Annotated in this window: 15 protein-coding genes; 9 read left to right on the top strand and 6 right to left on the bottom strand. The window is 48.3% G+C overall.

The window, feature by feature from the left end:
* Positions 1-447, top strand: a complete 447-nt coding sequence (locus B5X72_RS13220; protein ID WP_079717389.1) for a DUF421 domain-containing protein — start codon at positions 1-3, stop codon at positions 445-447.
* Positions 448-519: 72 nt separating this feature from the next.
* Here B5X72_RS13220 and B5X72_RS13215 read toward each other — a convergent pair whose 3' ends face one another.
* Positions 520-1,269, bottom strand: a complete 750-nt coding sequence (locus tag B5X72_RS13215; protein WP_079717388.1) for a YciE/YciF ferroxidase family protein — start codon at positions 1,267-1,269, stop codon at positions 520-522.
* 196 nt (positions 1,270-1,465) lie between these two features.
* Here B5X72_RS13215 and B5X72_RS13210 point away from each other — a divergent pair, with 196 nt between their 5' ends.
* Complete coding sequence (locus tag B5X72_RS13210) at positions 1,466-2,290, top strand: SDR family NAD(P)-dependent oxidoreductase (RefSeq protein ID WP_079717387.1); 825 nt, start codon at positions 1,466-1,468, stop codon at positions 2,288-2,290.
* A 44-nt stretch (positions 2,291-2,334) separates the two neighbouring features.
* A complete protein-coding gene (locus B5X72_RS13205; protein WP_217698142.1) occupies positions 2,335-4,050 on the top strand; it encodes an alpha-amylase family protein in 1,716 nt (571 codons plus the stop codon).
* Positions 4,051-4,142: 92 nt separating this feature from the next.
* On the opposite strand, the gene B5X72_RS13200 is transcribed toward B5X72_RS13205, so the two are convergent.
* Together B5X72_RS13200 and B5X72_RS13195 are read right to left on the bottom strand one after the other, a co-directional pair.
* Entirely contained in the window at positions 4,143-4,655 is a 513-nt protein-coding gene (locus B5X72_RS13200) for a sigma-70 family RNA polymerase sigma factor (RefSeq protein ID WP_079717385.1), read from the bottom strand.
* Positions 4,656-4,889: 234 nt separating this feature from the next.
* Complete coding sequence (locus B5X72_RS13195; RefSeq protein ID WP_139378687.1) at positions 4,890-6,503, bottom strand: alpha-amylase family protein; 1,614 nt, start codon at positions 6,501-6,503, stop codon at positions 4,890-4,892.
* 197 nt (positions 6,504-6,700) lie between these two features.
* Between B5X72_RS13195 and B5X72_RS13190 the strand changes: the two genes are divergently transcribed.
* The 4 genes from B5X72_RS13190 to B5X72_RS13175 all read left to right on the top strand — a co-directional run bounded on the left by B5X72_RS13190 (position 6,701) and on the right by B5X72_RS13175 (position 9,765).
* The gene (locus B5X72_RS13190) at positions 6,701-7,150 is read left to right on the top strand and encodes a DUF2243 domain-containing protein (protein ID WP_079717498.1); all 450 of its coding nucleotides are present in this window, start codon (positions 6,701-6,703) and stop codon (positions 7,148-7,150) included.
* Between the two features lie 48 nt (positions 7,151-7,198).
* The gene (locus B5X72_RS13185) at positions 7,199-7,990 is read left to right on the top strand and encodes a cytochrome c oxidase assembly protein (RefSeq protein ID WP_176146201.1); all 792 of its coding nucleotides are present in this window, start codon (positions 7,199-7,201) and stop codon (positions 7,988-7,990) included.
* Between the two features lie 114 nt (positions 7,991-8,104).
* Positions 8,105-9,259 carry a zinc-dependent alcohol dehydrogenase gene (locus tag B5X72_RS13180; RefSeq protein ID WP_079717382.1) on the top strand — a complete coding sequence of 385 codons (1,155 nt, stop codon included), beginning with the start codon at positions 8,105-8,107 and terminating at the stop codon, positions 9,257-9,259.
* An 11-nt stretch (positions 9,260-9,270) separates the two neighbouring features.
* Complete coding sequence (locus B5X72_RS13175; protein WP_079717381.1) at positions 9,271-9,765, top strand: hypothetical protein; 495 nt, start codon at positions 9,271-9,273, stop codon at positions 9,763-9,765.
* A gap of 54 nt (positions 9,766-9,819) precedes the next feature.
* On the opposite strand, the gene B5X72_RS13170 is transcribed toward B5X72_RS13175, so the two are convergent.
* Positions 9,820-10,182, bottom strand: coding sequence for a hypothetical protein (locus B5X72_RS13170; protein ID WP_079717380.1), 363 nt, complete (start codon positions 10,180-10,182; stop codon positions 9,820-9,822).
* Between the two features lie 59 nt (positions 10,183-10,241).
* Positions 10,242-11,219, bottom strand: coding sequence for an MBL fold metallo-hydrolase (locus tag B5X72_RS13165; RefSeq protein WP_200119145.1), 978 nt, complete (start codon positions 11,217-11,219; stop codon positions 10,242-10,244).
* Between the two features lie 110 nt (positions 11,220-11,329).
* Between B5X72_RS13165 and B5X72_RS13160 the strand changes: the two genes are divergently transcribed.
* Together B5X72_RS13160 and B5X72_RS13155 are read left to right on the top strand one after the other, a co-directional pair.
* Positions 11,330-11,626: a hypothetical protein gene (locus B5X72_RS13160; protein WP_139378686.1), complete on the top strand. Its 297-nt coding sequence runs from the start codon at positions 11,330-11,332 to the stop codon at positions 11,624-11,626.
* A 40-nt stretch (positions 11,627-11,666) separates the two neighbouring features.
* Positions 11,667-12,707 (top strand): Gfo/Idh/MocA family protein, encoded by a 1,041-nt coding sequence (locus B5X72_RS13155; protein WP_079717378.1) that lies wholly within the window; start codon positions 11,667-11,669, stop codon positions 12,705-12,707.
* Between the two features lie 667 nt (positions 12,708-13,374).
* Here the strand turns inward: B5X72_RS13155 and B5X72_RS13145 are convergent.
* Complete coding sequence (locus B5X72_RS13145) at positions 13,375-15,351, bottom strand: patatin-like phospholipase family protein (RefSeq protein WP_079717376.1); 1,977 nt, start codon at positions 15,349-15,351, stop codon at positions 13,375-13,377.
* Positions 15,352-15,534 lie beyond the last annotated feature (183 nt).

Raw genomic sequence — 15,534 nt, 5'->3', positions numbered from 1 at the left:
ATGGAACTTTTTCTTCGCGGGGTTGCCGTATACTTGTTCCTTCTGGCGTTGTTTCGTATACTCGGCAAGCGCAGTTTGGCCGAGACGACAACGTTTGACTTTGTGCTGTTGTTAATTGTCGGCGAAGCCACTCAACAGGCACTATTGGGGAATGATTTTTCCGTGACTAATGCATTGGTGCTGATTACGGTACTAATGGGGATTGACATGGTATTTGTGAAGCTAAAGGGGCGGTATAAGAAGCTCGACAGGCTGTTGGAAGGAACACCGCTGATTTTAGTAGACCACGGGAAACCCTTGAAAGGCAGAATGAGCCAGGCAAGGGTGGATACCGAGGACATTATGGAGGCAGCGCGGCTTGCACACGGGTTAGAACGGATGGAGCAAATCAAATACGCCGTTTTGGAACGAGACGGTCAGATTTCTATTATCCCGTTACCTGAATAGATAATTGTTGCAATATACGAAAGGAAGCTCTGGCTTCCTTCCGTATTGTATTTCGATGCCATGCTCTTGTGCCTATGCTTTAGCCTTGCGGGTACTTCTCTTTTTCGCTTTAGGCGTTCCATCGTCGTTTACCAATAACGCATCGGCCGAACCGGGAGCACTGGCTTCTGCACCTTCATGGGTGGGTTTGGAGCTCGCGCCGGCGTCCATGCCGTCTATTCCTGCTTTCATGGCATCCACCGCAGGGTCGGATTCCGTAGTGATGCTGGACGTGTCGGTAGGTGGTAGCTGCTCCTCAGACGCCGGCTCAATACTGGCTTCGGTATTGATGTCTCTCTCGGCCAATGTCGTCAGCGTGGCGTCTGCTTTCTTTTCCTCGGCAAGGGTCTGTTCCAGCAAGTCGGCAGCCTCCTGATAGCCCAGTGTTTTCGCCAATGTGCTCAAGCTGCCGTAGGTTGCAATTTCATAATGCTCAACCTTTTGTGCAGCTACGATAAGCGCCGCGTCACGATGTGCCGACCCTTCCTCTGTTTCATCAATCACTTGCCAACCCTCATCAAACAGGCCCTGCATCCCCACGCAGAATACGGGCTGTGCTCCCACACCTTTCTTGTAAAAAATTTTTTCCAACCGGCTCACCTGATTGTTTGTTTCCTCACGGTGGTTTCTGAAGGCCGTTTTCAGTTCATCCGTGCTCGCGCGCTCCTCCATACTTTCCAGGACATCACGTAGGTGCAGTTCGCACCAATAAATCTCCTGCAGCAATGTCTGATAGAATAATTCCAGTCCCGACGGCGCTCCTTTTTCAACTTGTGTTTCCATATTATTTCAAATTTTTAGTTATCGCTTACCCTTGATCGCATAACAACAGGAGGTGGTGTCGGTTTTAAAAATATATCAATTGAATTGAGTTGGATTCCGGTGGCGATTGATCGGTTCCTTCAAACCTTCATACCCCGCTTTTGTTAGGCTCTTATAGTGGCAAGAGAGCCCTTGAAGACGTTTAGAAACGATACTTATGAGAGCATTATCCGAACAGGTAGTTATGATAACCGGTGCCACAGATGGACTGGGTAAAGCGCTTGCTAAAGCGCTAGCTTGGAAGGGGACGGCGCTCATTTTGCACGGGCGCAATCCGGATAAGGGGAGATCTACGGTTGATGCACTGGTTCAGGAAACAGGCAACAAAAACATTATATACTACAATGCTGATATGGCAAATCTGGGGGAGGTTCGTGCATTGGCGGCTAAGCTTTTGTCGGCACATCAGCAACTGGACGTGGTGATAAACAATGCAGGAATTGGTCCAGCTGGTGGTGGCGGTCGTCGGCAAATGAGTCAAGATGGCTATGAACTTCGTTTTGCGGTTAACTACCTTGCACCATTCTTGCTTACCGATCTGCTTTTACCCCTGCTGCAGCAAACCGAAGGTTCCCGGGTCGTCATGGTAGCTTCAGGGTTGCAGGAACCGCTCGACTTTGAAGATCTCATGCTGGATGCCGCGTATACCGGGCGGCGTGCCTATGGCCAAAGTAAATTGGCCTTGGTAATGCTTGCCATGACCTTGTCACATAGGCTCCGCGATGCGGGTATTCGGATCAATAGCGTACATCCGGCATCACTCATGGATACCACCTTGGTTCGCGAGAGCAACAGTCGCCCCAGAAGCAGCATTTCAGAAGGCGTCGATGCTGTGTTATTTGTGGCCACTTCACCAGAGGTTGCTGATATTAGCGGGGCGTTTTTCGACGGCAAACGGCAAGCGCGGGCCCATGATCAGGCTTATGATGAAAATGCCAGAAAAATGTTATTCACGATAAGCTCAAAGCTTGCCGGATTATAAGCGAACACCTTCTAGTCAACGAACAATCGATACACCGCAAAACTATGGAGCATAAAAAAGCGCAACCGACCCACATTTGGTGGAGCTTATTCGTCGGACTCGCAGCGTCCGGACTATCTATGGCCTTGGCGCAAGAGTCAACTGCACCGGATGATGGCCTTTGGTATAAAAACAGCATCATCTACAACCTTGAAGTAGGCACATTCAAAGACAGTGATGGCGATGGAATAGGCGATTTTCAGGGACTCATCCAAAAGCTGGGGTATCTGGACAGCCTGGGTGTCGATGTAATTTGGCTGGCTCCATTTAATCCGTCGCCGGGGAATGATGATGGTTATGACGTGAAAGACTATTACACGATTAATCCGAAGTTCGGCACGATGGACGATTTTGACCTATTTATGGCTGAGGCTAAGAAAAGGGGTATGAAAGTGATTTCCGATGTTGTACTCAATCATACATCCATCGAGCATCCATGGTACGAGGAGGCGCGCCGGAGTCCCGATTCGCGGTACCGTAGATGGTATGTGTGGTCAGCGGACCTGCCGGACGACGCGGACAAAGGGATGGTATTTCCAGGTGTCCAGCGTACTACCTGGTCTTACGACTCCATCGCCGGTTTATATTATTTCCATCGGTTTTATCCCTTTCAGCCCGATTTGAACTACACCAACCCGGAAGTACAACAGGAAGCTTTCAAGATTCTGCGCTTTTGGCTGGAACAGGGCATGGACGGCTATCGGCTGGATGCGGTACCCTTTATTATCGATGTTCCTGAGACAGGCAGTGAAACTCCTCAACGGATGATGCAGTTGGTGCCCACCATGCGCAATATCATGCGGGATGCAAAACATGATGCGCTGATGTTGGGCGAAGCTAACCTTTCGCCCCAGGAGAATAAGGACTATTTTGGCGAAGATAACAATGGCATGCAGATGATGTTTAACTTTTACGTCAATCAGTTTTTATTTTATGCACTTGCTACGCAGGAGCTCCGCTTGTTTATCAAAGCCATCGAAGATACCAAGGAAAAGCCATCGACGGCACAGTGGGCACATTTTCTGCGGAATCATGATGAGATTGACCTCGATAGGCTGGGGGAACGGCGGCGGGAAGAGGTATACGCCAAATTTGGCCCTGATACGTCCATGCAGCTTTATGGCCGGGGCATACGTAGACGGCTGGCTCCTATGCTTGGCGATCCTAAGCAGTTGCGCATGGCATACAGCTTGTTATATGCCCTGCCGGGAACGCCCGTTATCCGCTACGGCGAGGAGATTGGTATGGGTGATGACCTATCATTGAAAGAGCGATTGGCTGTGCGGACACCGATGCAATGGAGCGGAGCGCCTCATGGCGGATTCACATCGGCAGATACGCCGTTTCGAAATGTTATCAGCCATGGACTTTATGGATACCAGCAAGTTAATGTAATGCAGCAGCTTACAGATTCGACATCACTGCTCAACCATATTAAACGACTTATTCGCACACGCAAGGCCTGTCCGGAAATCGGGCTCGCCGACTTTGAAATCATCCCGGCCAATTCGAAATATATTTTTGCGGTCCGGTACGACTACGGTGACAAGTCACTGCTGACCATCCATAACTTCTCGGACAAGCCGCAAGCATTCAGACTCGAGCATCGGCTATTGGCAGACAACCAATTGACCGATCTTTTTTCTGGTCAACCGGTACCGGTCGAAGATGATCAATTGAAACTTGACGGCTATGGTTATGGTTGGTATCGATTGAAGTAAATGCAGCGTAACTACCAATTAAATAAATAAAGCCGATACGTGCGGGTATCGGCTTTATTTTTATATTGTGTGATGTATGCAGCTTAACTTACTTACTTGCCTTTGGCGTATGGCTTGAGCTTTTTCTTGAGCTGCTGCCTGGCCACATGTATGCGGGTTTTTACCGTCCCAATTGGGATTTGGAATTGTTCAGCGATTTCGTGGTATTTATATCCTTCATAATACATAGTGAAAGGATAATAATATTCTTCAGAAAGCTTTGACAAGGCATATTCAATGTCTTTCATAATGAATTTCCCCTCCGCGTTATTGCGCAACGAGCTCTTATAGAGATCGGATGAGGAAATGGTTTCCGTTTTCATAATGATAGCGTTGGTCTTTACCTTCCTTCTGTAATAATTGATGAAGGTATTTTTTAGTATTGTATAAAGCCAAGCTTGTAAATTGGTGCCTTCCTTAAACTTGTTATAATAAGAAAATGCCTTTAACATCGTGTCTTGGACTAAATCACTCGCATTTTCAGGGTCTCGGGTAAAATAACGTGCGTAGTTGTTTAACGAGCCTACTTCCTGTACTACCTTGGTGCTAAATTCAATCTTATTCATAATCTGCTTTGATGATGGTGTCGTGTGTTTTACATTACGTATGTGTGTTTTACATTATCTATGATTTTCAGCTATTTTCATAAACTAAGCACTCATTAACCCATGCTCTTGTCGGCTATTGCTGCCGAATCGAGCACTCACTCAATTTTAACTACCTCACTGATCGTCTGTTTGGCAGAGAAGCAGACAAAAAACCACCTAAAATTGTTTTAATTATTTTAAAAAAGTTTTAAATCATACACCCATCATAAGCCAGCTATATCCATAACCAGGCAGGCCAATAGCGAAGTGCTTATCGGCTACCACTGTGTTTTCCTTATTTATCAAGACGGCAATAAGATGGCTTGGCTTGGTCGGCAACATGACTGTTGCGTCCTGTGGCTGTCCGGAAAAATTATGGACGGCGACTAACAATTTATCGGCCAGCCTATAGCCGAAAGCCAACACCGCATCGTTGCTTGAGCGTAAAAGCGTAAAACTTCCAGAACCGAATAAATCCGCTTTGTCCTGACGAATACATATCATGGTTTTCACGACGTTTAGCAACGAAGTAGCATCTGTCAGTTGGTCCGCTACGTTGACCCTATCATAAGCAAACTCACCCTTTCGTATTAGCGGATAGTTAGGCGCAGCGTCTGAAAAGCCGCCATTAGGCTGATTAGCCCATTGCATGGCGGTACGGACACTTCTTCGTTCGGGTAGGTTGAGGTCGTCTCCCATACCAATTTCTTCGCCGTACCGTATTACGGGTATGCCTGGCAGTGTGAAAAGTAAGCTCATGGCCAGTTTTATGCGGCTGCCATTGTTATCTACCATCGGAGCCAGCCTTCTCCGGATTCCTCTATCGTAGATGATCATCGATCGCTTGGGAGCGAATTGCTTGAAAACCTGTTGGCGTTGGTCGTTAGCGAGACGTTCGAGGTCCAGCTCATCGTGGTTTCGCAGAAAATTGAGGTAACGTCTGCCCTCCACAAGTGGTAGACGCTGGATCGCCCGGTGCAATGGGACAGCTTTTTGAGTGGCCAACGCGAGAAATGTATAGTTGTTGAGGTAAAAATTGAATAGCCCGGTCAATTTCCGCCCATTCAGGAAATTGGAGTATTCCTCCGGCTCCACGTCGGCCTCACCAACGAGTATGGCCTGTGCATTATGCCGTAGTGTAGCTGATCGCCAGTCCTCCAGCAATTTATAGGGGTCGCCCACGAAATAGCTATCGCCTTTATTGCGAAGGATATGCGGTACGGCATCTATACGGAATCCGTCTATTCCTTTACTCATCCAAAAATCGATGATACGAATGATTTCGGCCTGTACCCGTGGATTAGCCACATTCAGATCCGGTTGATGGCTGTAAAAAGTGTGGTAAAAGTAGGCAGACACTGAGGGCTCATACTCCCAATTGCTGTCTTCAACGGTTTTAAATACGAGGTCGTCTTTGTCGTTTGGTGGTTTTTGTTTTTTCCAGATATAATAATCGTGGTACAGGGAATCGGGTTGCTCTATAGCCATCTTAAACCAAGGATGAGCATTGCTGGTGTGGTTTACAACAAGATCGAGGATGATCTTTACATCTTTCGCTTTGGCCTCCGCGACCAGCATTCCGAAGTCTTCCATGGTACCCAACCTAGGATCTATCGCATAATAGTCAATGACATCATACCCGTCGTCTTGTTGGTTCGTGCAATAAAAGGGGGCTATCCAGACACAATTGATACCAAGCCCGATCAAATAGTCGAATTTAGAAAGTAAACCGTTGATATCTCCGAGACCGTCCAGATTGCTGTCCTTAAAACTCCGGATATCAAGCGAGTAAACGATTGCGTGTTTAAGCCAATTAATTTGTTGCATATATTTCAGTTTAGTTTGCTTCCAACCCTCATCACGAAGGCTGGTGAACAAGCCGGGTTAACAACGTTTTTCGGTAGTATAACAGGAAAACCAGTTACTGGTTTGAGCAGGCAGATTGCGCCAAGGCATATTTGGAAGAAAAAACGGCCAAACAAAGGAGCGACCTTATGTGTTGCTCCAATTATTTGGAGGCCGCAATGATAGACAACACAATGACAGGCTATCGTTTTGCCCGCATGCGTTCAACATGGGGAGGCGTGTTGGTGGGTATCGGCATGATGGCTGCGGTAGATGAGATTGTCTTCCATCAGCTGCTGGCTTGGCATCACTTCTACGACGGGTCTACTACCGATGTCGGATTGATGGCAGACGGCTTGCTCCACGCGACGGAAATCATTGCCATAGCCGCTGGATTCATCATGTTATTGAAGCTGAAGCATAGCCAGCTACTCATAAAACGAAGGGCCGTGGCCGGATTTTTCCTCGGCGCAGGTGGCTTTCAACTGTTTGATGGTATCGTCAATCATAAAATTTTACGCCTGCATCAAATCCGGTATGTAGACCCTATTTTGCCCTATGACATCGCGTGGAATGTTGCGGCTTTAATACTGCTTTTTACCGGCATTTATTTGATAAGGCGGACTTAGACGATAGCTATGCATCACCACCCAGTTCATGAAATTACGGTTGGCCATATGGTGCTCCTTGCGGTGCTTTCGGCCATCGCTGCAATCTATGCAGGAAGCTATTGGTATGTGAGGAGGCGAGGCGGTAAGTGGCCGGCATGGCGTGCGCTCAGCTTTGTCTTGGGCATCAGTACATTGATGGCGGGTGGTAGCCCGCCGCTCATGGAAAGGGCCCATCACGACATTTATAGCCATATGGTGCAGCATCTGTTAATCGGTATGTTTGCTCCTATCTTTTTGGTGGTCGGGGCGCCTTTTACCTTAGCCCTGAAAACGCTGCCTGCGGCACCTGCCAGAAGGCTCATGGCATTGCTGAAACACAAGGCCTTTCGGGTGGCGTGTCATCCCGTGGCCGCGATGGTGTTCAATATTGGCGGCATGTATGTGCTATATTTGTCGCCGCTGTACGCCGAGAGTCTGACCAACCCCTACCTGCATCATGTTATCCATTTTCATTTTTTAGCTGCAGGTTATTTGTTTACTTGGGCCATCATTGGGCCAGATCCGGTGCCGGCACGCCCCAGCTTCCAGGTGCGTGCATGGGTGTTGTTTTTTAGTATCGCTGCTCATGCTTTTCTTGCCAAATACATGTATGCACACTTTTATCCACGGAACGTCCCTTTCACTGGTGAAGCGATTCGTTCGGCCGCCCAGATGATGTATTATTGGGGTGATCTCGCCGAGCTCATCGTCGCCTTCATCCTATTTGCACAAACGCCTTTTGCAAAACGCCTGTCCGCCATGCCCAGCAGGCGTAGCATTTGGCCGCCATTGGCATGGCTCACGTTGTTTTTTCAATGAAAGCCAACAATTGCGGACTTTCGCTGTCATCTCTATGGAATGGCTGAGCAGCTATCGGACAAGTATGAACAATCAGCTCGACCATGAAAGTAGGATGTTTTTAAAACGATTGTTATGTTAGCAATGAATTACCGAGGTCCACGCCGTGTACGGGTGGATCACAAACCCTACCCCGAAATCCTCCATCCCAATGATGCCATTGTACGTGTGACGCGTTCCTGCATCTGCGGCTCGGATTTGCACTTATATCACGGAATGGTTCCGGATACGCGGGTAGGCACCACCTTTGGACATGAGTTTATCGGTATTGTCGAAGAAGTAGGTCCTTCCGTTGAGAAGCTGAAAAAAGGCGATCATGTGCTGGTGCCTTTCAACATTGCCTGTGGTGCCTGTGCTTTCTGTAAGCAGGGATTGTATGGCAATTGCCACGAGTCCAACCCGGAAGCCACAGCAGTTGGCGGGATATTTGGTTATTCACACACCGCAGGGGGCTATGACGGCGGACAGGCAGAATATGTGCGGGTGCCTTATGCCGATGTGGGGCCTACCATCATACCAGCCGATATGGATCCCGACGATGCCGTGCTCTTGACGGATGTAGTGCCCACGGGCTACCAGGCGGCCGAAATGGGCGGCATCAAACCTGGAGATACGGTGGTGGTTTTCGGGGCCGGCCCTATAGGCATTATGGCCGCTAAATGTGCATGGCTTTTTGGCGCTGGCCGTGTCATTATCATCGACCATCTGGAGTATCGGTTGGAGTTTGCTCGCCAATACGCGCAATGTGAAGCCTATAATTTCCGCTCTTTGGAAGATCCGGTGTTGTTCCTGAAACGGGAGACAGGATGGCTAGGAGCGGACGTATGCATTGACGCCGTGGGAGCCGATGCTGCTGGAAGTGCATTACATACCATTACCGGAAAGAAACTGATGCTTCAGGCAGGCGCGGCTATCGCGCTTCACTGGGCAATAAATTCGGTCAAAAAAGGAGGCATTTTGTCTATCGTCGGCGTGTATGGGCCTACGGGCAACCTCATCCCTATCGGAAATGTGGTAAATAAGGGGATTACTATCCGTGCCAATCAGGCATCGGTCAAGCGTTTGCTTCCTCGGTTGATCAAGCATGTGCAAGACGGATACATTGATCCGAAAGGGCTGATCACTCACCGCATGCCGCTCGAAGAAGTCGCTGACGCTTACCACATTTTCTCATCAAAACTCGATAATTGTATCAAGACGGTATTGATACCGTCCTCGGCGAGTAACTAAAAAATCATATTATGGAAAACGACATGTCACAAAAATATTCCCATATCAAAGGTTGGGGTATTGATGCAGATCCGGAGAACGAGCCTACGTATCCGATGAAGCATTACACCGGCGACGATCACCGTCGGCTCGATTGGCAAAGGCCGCCGCAGCAATTGGAAAATGTGGAGGTGCTACATTCCAACGAAAGACCGTATGTGTCGGCTGTTTTTGGTACCCCGCTTCCGCCCCGAGGATTAAGCGGTGTGCTACGCCGAAAGGCGTTTAAATACAGTGAGTCTCGGTTCGCTCATTGGCTACCGTTATTGTTGGCCGATCGGATCAACGTGGCGGAAGGTTTTTTGGATGACCTCAGGCGTGGTCACATTCCTAATATCCTCGCTGAACGCGGCTGGAACGCAGCTTGGAAATACAATCGCAAGGGGGTTCTCGCCCGTGTGGCGTTAGGTACGCTATTGGCTGCGGGGATCGCCGCTGCGGTATTGGCAAAAAGGCGAGGCAAGTAAACGTGATTGCCTGTGCCACATTCGGGCACGGGAGAGCCGCGCGATGATGCCAGCTTAGTTTGGCAAGTCGTCTGAGTGGTTTTCCCATTCCCGCAAAAAACGATCAAACGCGTCGTCACTTGTATCGAGCCAGTCGATTATGTTTCGATACCATTCTTTCGCTTGCTCAAACACGGCAGTAAGATCATCGGTTACGTAACGATGCACAATAAAGGTGAATTTATCAATTTCACCGTATTTGTTTATCCGTTCCCATTCATAGCAAGGGCTAACGGTTTTTGATAGTGGATCCTCGGCGTGTAACAGCTCCAGAACCGTATGCGTCGGAAAGTGAAGTATCACTACCCTCCCCTTCAATGACGTTACTCCTGGTATCAACTCCGTCAACAAACTAAAGTCGGGTATTTCAAATCTCATGTCATCGGCCTCCCCTCATTGTGTCAATAGCCAAAAGTTCGATGAGTGAGTTAAGGTGGCTATTTCATTTTCTTCATTTGCAGCCAAGCAAGCCCACCTACGACTGCAATTGCCACTATTGAAGTCACCAACGTTTTGTTCAGCATTGGGCGGGCGCTTGGAAGTTCCACCACCCCCCGTCTGTTTACACGTGCAGGCTTTCTTGTGTATCTGCCGTTTTGGGGTACTGCTATCCGGTCGAAATTTTTGACTAAATTTAAGAGTCCCTCGGTGAGTTCACGGCCCCGCATTGGTTTTCCATGTCCGCTTGCGGCTACAGATGGGTTGAGTTCCTGTAACATTTTTACGGATTCCGCCGCCGTTTCCCAGTCGTATGTAAAATATTTCGGCGGACCGGACAGGTGTCTTTTTTGGAAAAGGATAGAGAAGGCAGATTCCTGACGCGTGGTGACGAATGCGTCTCCCGCGATGAGGACCTTGTCGGTGTCACGAAATAACGATATGTGCCCAGGCGCATGACCGGGTGTAAGCAGGTAGCGCCATTTATGGAGAAAGGGCAGGCTGCCGTCTTTGTCCAGAGGGGTTACGCGGTCGCCCAAATTGGCGGGCTTATTCGGGTATAGGAACGATATCCAGCTCATCATTCCCCCGCCCGCGAAGGGATCTGGCGGTGGGTACTCGGCCTGCCCGGTCAGGTAAGGTATTTCCATCGCATGAGCGTATATCGGTACGTCCCATATGCCAAGCAGGTAATGCAATGCGCCTACATGGTCAAAATGGCCGTGGGTAAGGATAATTGCCGCTGGAGGGTTGTCCTCGCCAAACAATTGTGCTGCCGTGTCGGCAATTTTTTGGCCAGCACCTTTGAGTCCGGCATCTATCAGTACCCATCGGCCGTTGTCTGCAGCAACCAAATACACATTCACAAATAAAATCTTTAGCCGCCAGACACCGGTTGTTAACTGTTCGCAACTGCCGTGGTCATCAGTCATCTGACCATCTAAGGCAACAGCTTCACTCATATCCGCTTGTTTCATAATAGCTCCTTTTGTGTGGTAACCTTTAACGAATCAGTTTGTTTGGCAAAAAGAAATACAACAAAACCAGTGGTAAGGTGTTTTTCCATAACAGCACAATGCTACATTGTATGAAACAGATGAAAGTTGCAGAAGACCGTGTTATTCAGCTTAACTATGAAGACAAGAACATTTCCCTGCTCGTCAAGGAGCTTCAGCCAGTGGTTTTTCAGGCGGATGAGGGCTACAACTGCATACTCGGCCCCGATATGCAGACGGGCGTGGTCGGATACGGTGATACCATCAAAGGAGCATTGGCAAGTTGGGAAAGTGCGATGAAAAAGCGGATGGAGCGTGCGGACGACGGTGATGAGGTGGCCCTTTATGCCACAGACATGTTGCAGGCATCCAATAAAAAAGTGTGGTAGTCACTTATGTATCACCTATCGGTAAGTAAAACAGACGGCCATGTCAATACATCATTCCATACCTCGTGAAAAACTCGGCGTAGCACTCGTAGGGCTGGGTGAGTACAGTAATGGGCAGCTCGGCCCGGCACTGAAAGCAACCGCATATTGTTCTCTGACGGCTGTGGTGAGCGGCAGCGAGGAAAAACGAAAAAAGTGGCAAGACGAATATCAGTTGAAGTCCGAAAACTTGTACAGCTACGCAGATTTTGATCGTATCAAAGATAATACTGATATCGATATCGTCTATATCGTCCTCCCTAATTCGATGCATGCCGAGTACACCATCCGCGCCGCACGTGCTGGGAAACATGTCATATGCGAAAAACCGCTGGCTACAACGGTCGAAGACGGTAAACGCATGATTGAAGCCTGCAATGAAGCGGGCGTCCGGTTATCTGTTGGCTACCGGCTTCATTTTGATCTTTTTCATCAAGAGCTGATGCGACTTGGGCGCGGCCGGACTTTAGGGAAGGTAAGACGCATCATCTCCGATGACAGCATGGCTATCGGCGAAAAAGACCAATGGCGGGTTAAGGGCAGCTTGGCCGGTGGCGGGCCGTTGATGAACAACGGTATTTACTGCGTTCAGGCCGCTCAATACATCGCGGGTCAACTACCTGTTGCCGTCAACGCCTCATTTTTGCCGAAGACAGATCCTGAAAAATTCAAGGATGTAGAAGAAGGAATACAATGGGAAATGGAGTTTGTCGACGGCACGGTAGCCATTTGCGAAAGTAGCTACGCCAGGGACGGCAACTTTTTGAGGGCCGAAGCGGATGATGGCTGGTTCGAACTTAGCCCAGCGTATGAGTACAGCGGGCTGAAAGGCAGGGCTTCAACCGGGGAAATGATATTTCCCGAAGTTAATCAGCAGGCCCTCCAAATGGATGATTTTGCGATATGCATAAAGAACAATAAAACCAGCAGGGTAAGCGGCGAAATGGGTTTGAGGGATCTCATCATCCTCAAAGCGATTTATAAATCGGCCAGCGGTGGGCGTAAGGAGCCACTGGATTTGGATGCTTTTGCACAACCATAAAAGGGCTTAATATCTGATCCTGATGTATAGCATAAACAGGCCAAGCACTGCGCCCAAAAAAAAGCAGGTGACGCCAAAGCGTTTTATACGGTTGCGAGCGTTTCCCGATAGAAAAGGGCGCTTTCTGTTTTTGGCCAGCAGGTATGCGCATAAGTATCCCCCGATCAACAACAGTATAATCACCAGCAGCAGCAACTTCATGATATCTTAAATAATCGATGAATGTAGCATTCAAATTTTACAAATCAAAATAAAGGTTGCCAAATGCATTATCCTTCACCCTCGTCCGCGCCTTGCCAGACCGCTGAAGCATTATGGCTTTTTAACAAAATGATGACATTCATGCCGTAATAAGGTAGGGTAATTGTACGTCTATATAAATAGTAAATAAAAAATGTCTTTTCATAATTAGGTTTATAATTGGTTAGTTAGAAAGCCCCGATCCTCCCCGTTTCGGGGCTTTTCTTTGCTGTAAATATCAGTTGATTTTCCAGCTACTGTGGCTGGTGTCCCTGTCCGAGATATCGTGGAGACTATTTGCACGGAACCGGATGCCATCGGCGAGTGACCTACCTGCAGACCTTACCATACGGTATCGCCGATTAGGACAAGGGTCGTTCAGGTACTGTACTGCGCTAAGCCAAATTTCAATGAGCAGCTAAGAAGCTCACCTAAGCCCTTCGAATTCTTTCGGAAACTTAAAGTTGGCAATTTTCACAATTTTGAATCCCGGAAGGCCCAGAGAAGTCCCATACTGATTATACATCCAAAATGGGTCGGTGTTAAATTTGTTGAAGTCCTGCTTTAGGCTTGCATCCAGGTGGTCTATCAATTTCCGGTATTTTTCGGGCAATGTGCTGTAGTAGGAAGGTTTGCCCTTGATTGGGGAGTTCCTAAGCCTGTAAATATATTTCAGTAGGTTGTAACAGGTCGTAAATTGACCACAAGCAATGAGTGCTGCGTTGCTGTCATTTTCTTGGCTTTTGGTGTCAAACCAAAGTGTCGTTCCCATTTCAAAGCCTGCCTGGGCCACAACCTGCATTTCCCTACTGGGGGTCGTCCCCGGTATCGAATCCCTAGCCGAATCATTTGAAAAGGAAAGGTCATACAGGTGGTTGGTCTTGAGCCGATACGTGTACCGTTTACTATTGTAGGCAGCGTTGTACAAGAGAAAACGGATGCGTTTTAAAAAGACGTCGTTGTTGAGCAGCAATACGGAGCTAAACCGCTCTTTCAGCATCCGGTAAATAACACCTACAGGGGTAGCGCCGAAGTGCTTAAACAGATTGCTGACAATTTCAGGAGAAAAGTTCTTATCCAGATCCAAACCTCCCAGTTTATGGATATTACCTTTGATGTATGACCGAATCACTACTAGTATGCACAACAGCAGGCCGCTCAACAGCAACGTGGCTGAGCCGCTCAATATGGACAGTTTCGCGCCAAACCCGTGGGCATTCGCGGTGAATCCGGCAAAGACAGCGGCCAGCCCGATGGCACTTAGGAACGTTAGGACGACAAGCAAGGTGTTGAGTGTGATCCCTTTGACCCCGGTATAAGCAGATTCGTCTTTGGGAGGCACATAAGGATCCATAAGGTCACTGCCGACATCACCGATAAGCATCAGGTCAAACGGAGCAAAACTGGTTCCATCTGCCGCAAGCCGTCGCTCCTGCGCATCCAAAATACTCTCCAACGCCTGGTTGTCCGTAATTCCGCCGTCCATCATTCCAAACAGGAAAGCGTGGTCGATATCTACTGACTTGAAGGCATCGTTAATTTCTTCTGGAGTCGGGTGCTGCGGCAATTGCGCCATCACCCTTTCGACAGCCTCTTCGCCATACAGTCTCACCAATTCGCCTCGGTTCATTTCCTTTAGTCGGACGTAAAGGTCACTCAACAATTCTTCCCCGGTCAGCGATTTATTGTTTTGGTCGGCGGTTATAGCGTTGTTATACGTGAAATCATTGGGGAACATTATTGGCTCGAACCCTGCGGGAAAGCAGGATGAAGCCGCCAGAAGGTCGGACAGCTTGAGTTTCCGGGCAATGCTCCAACCCAGGTTGATGGCAAAATTCCCATACCGGAATTTTCTGTCTTCCCTGAAACCTTTGTCAAATTTCATCTTGATATTTTGCCGGAATAACAAGCCCCTGTAAAATTCCGTCGCGTTGAAACATACCTCTTCCAGGTGAGACGCGGAGTTACCACTGTACAGTTCTCCCAAAAGCGCACCTTCAAACAAGTAATAATCATAAGCCAGGGCAAAGGCGTTGATCATGTTGCGCTTTTTGTCCGGCCTAGATTCCCATTGGCTGTCATCATTCAGTATCTTAAACACATAATCCAGTAGAACGGTGCCATTGAGGATGGTGAAAAGCTTTCCGTAAAAAGTGCCAAATGGTTGATTTGCCGCATTATGCTGTGCATACATGGCGTTGGTGATCGTACCTCCCGACGCAGACGATATGAAGGAGACATTTTTCAATAAAGGTGTGCCTGCTTCCAATGTCAGCTCGTTCAAGTAGCTCAAGGTGCCTAACGCAAACGAAGCAGCGCGAAAGCCACCCCCGGAAAAGGCCAACGCAATACTCCTGAAGGGCGTCTGTTCCCTGCGGGGTTCATTTTTAGACAGATTTTCCATTTTTTTGAGATTTGAGGGAGAGCCGAAAAAGGATCAGTCATTTTTTTATCGTGGCAGGATGATAAATAGTCCTACAATGGCATAGCCTAAAGAAGAATCCTACTTGCACGAGCCAAGTCTATCTGGTTGCTTTAAAATTATGTACTTTGTTCCGGATTTCCAAATCCGAAGTGGGCGGCGGCG

The sequence above is a fragment of the Parapedobacter luteus genome, assembly GCF_900168055.1.
Lineage (GTDB): Bacteria > Bacteroidota > Bacteroidia > Sphingobacteriales > Sphingobacteriaceae > Parapedobacter > Parapedobacter luteus.
Note: the sequence above shows the minus strand (reverse complement) of the source record. Positions and strands in the feature narration are given on the sequence as shown.

What these genes read in the sequence shown, in the direction of transcription:
- B5X72_RS13175 (WP_079717381.1), top strand. Translation starts at nt 9,271, where the DNA reads ATGGAAAACGACATGTCACAAAAATATTCCCATATCAAAGGTTGGGGT.
- B5X72_RS13185 (WP_176146201.1), top strand. Translation starts at nt 7,199, where the DNA reads ATGGTGCTCCTTGCGGTGCTTTCGGCCATCGCTGCAATCTATGCAGGA.
- B5X72_RS13190 (WP_079717498.1), top strand. Translation starts at nt 6,701, where the DNA reads ATGATAGACAACACAATGACAGGCTATCGTTTTGCCCGCATGCGTTCA.
- B5X72_RS13180 (WP_079717382.1), top strand. Translation starts at nt 8,105, where the DNA reads ATGTTAGCAATGAATTACCGAGGTCCACGCCGTGTACGGGTGGATCAC.
- B5X72_RS13145 (WP_079717376.1), bottom strand. Translation starts at nt 15,351, where the DNA reads ATGGAAAATCTGTCTAAAAATGAACCCCGCAGGGAACAGACGCCCTTC.
- B5X72_RS13165 (WP_200119145.1), bottom strand. Translation starts at nt 11,219, where the DNA reads ATGAAACAAGCGGATATGAGTGAAGCTGTTGCCTTAGATGGTCAGATG.
- B5X72_RS13215 (WP_079717388.1), bottom strand. Translation starts at nt 1,269, where the DNA reads ATGGAAACACAAGTTGAAAAAGGAGCGCCGTCGGGACTGGAATTATTC.
- B5X72_RS13200 (WP_079717385.1), bottom strand. Translation starts at nt 4,655, where the DNA reads ATGAATAAGATTGAATTTAGCACCAAGGTAGTACAGGAAGTAGGCTCG.
- B5X72_RS13155 (WP_079717378.1), top strand. Translation starts at nt 11,667, where the DNA reads ATGTCAATACATCATTCCATACCTCGTGAAAAACTCGGCGTAGCACTC.
- B5X72_RS13205 (WP_217698142.1), top strand. Translation starts at nt 2,335, where the DNA reads ATGGAGCATAAAAAAGCGCAACCGACCCACATTTGGTGGAGCTTATTC.
- B5X72_RS13195 (WP_139378687.1), bottom strand. Translation starts at nt 6,503, where the DNA reads ATGCAACAAATTAATTGGCTTAAACACGCAATCGTTTACTCGCTTGAT.
- B5X72_RS13220 (WP_079717389.1), top strand. Translation starts at nt 1, where the DNA reads ATGGAACTTTTTCTTCGCGGGGTTGCCGTATACTTGTTCCTTCTGGCG.
- B5X72_RS13210 (WP_079717387.1), top strand. Translation starts at nt 1,466, where the DNA reads ATGAGAGCATTATCCGAACAGGTAGTTATGATAACCGGTGCCACAGAT.
- B5X72_RS13160 (WP_139378686.1), top strand. Translation starts at nt 11,330, where the DNA reads ATGAAACAGATGAAAGTTGCAGAAGACCGTGTTATTCAGCTTAACTAT.
- B5X72_RS13170 (WP_079717380.1), bottom strand. Translation starts at nt 10,182, where the DNA reads ATGAGATTTGAAATACCCGACTTTAGTTTGTTGACGGAGTTGATACCA.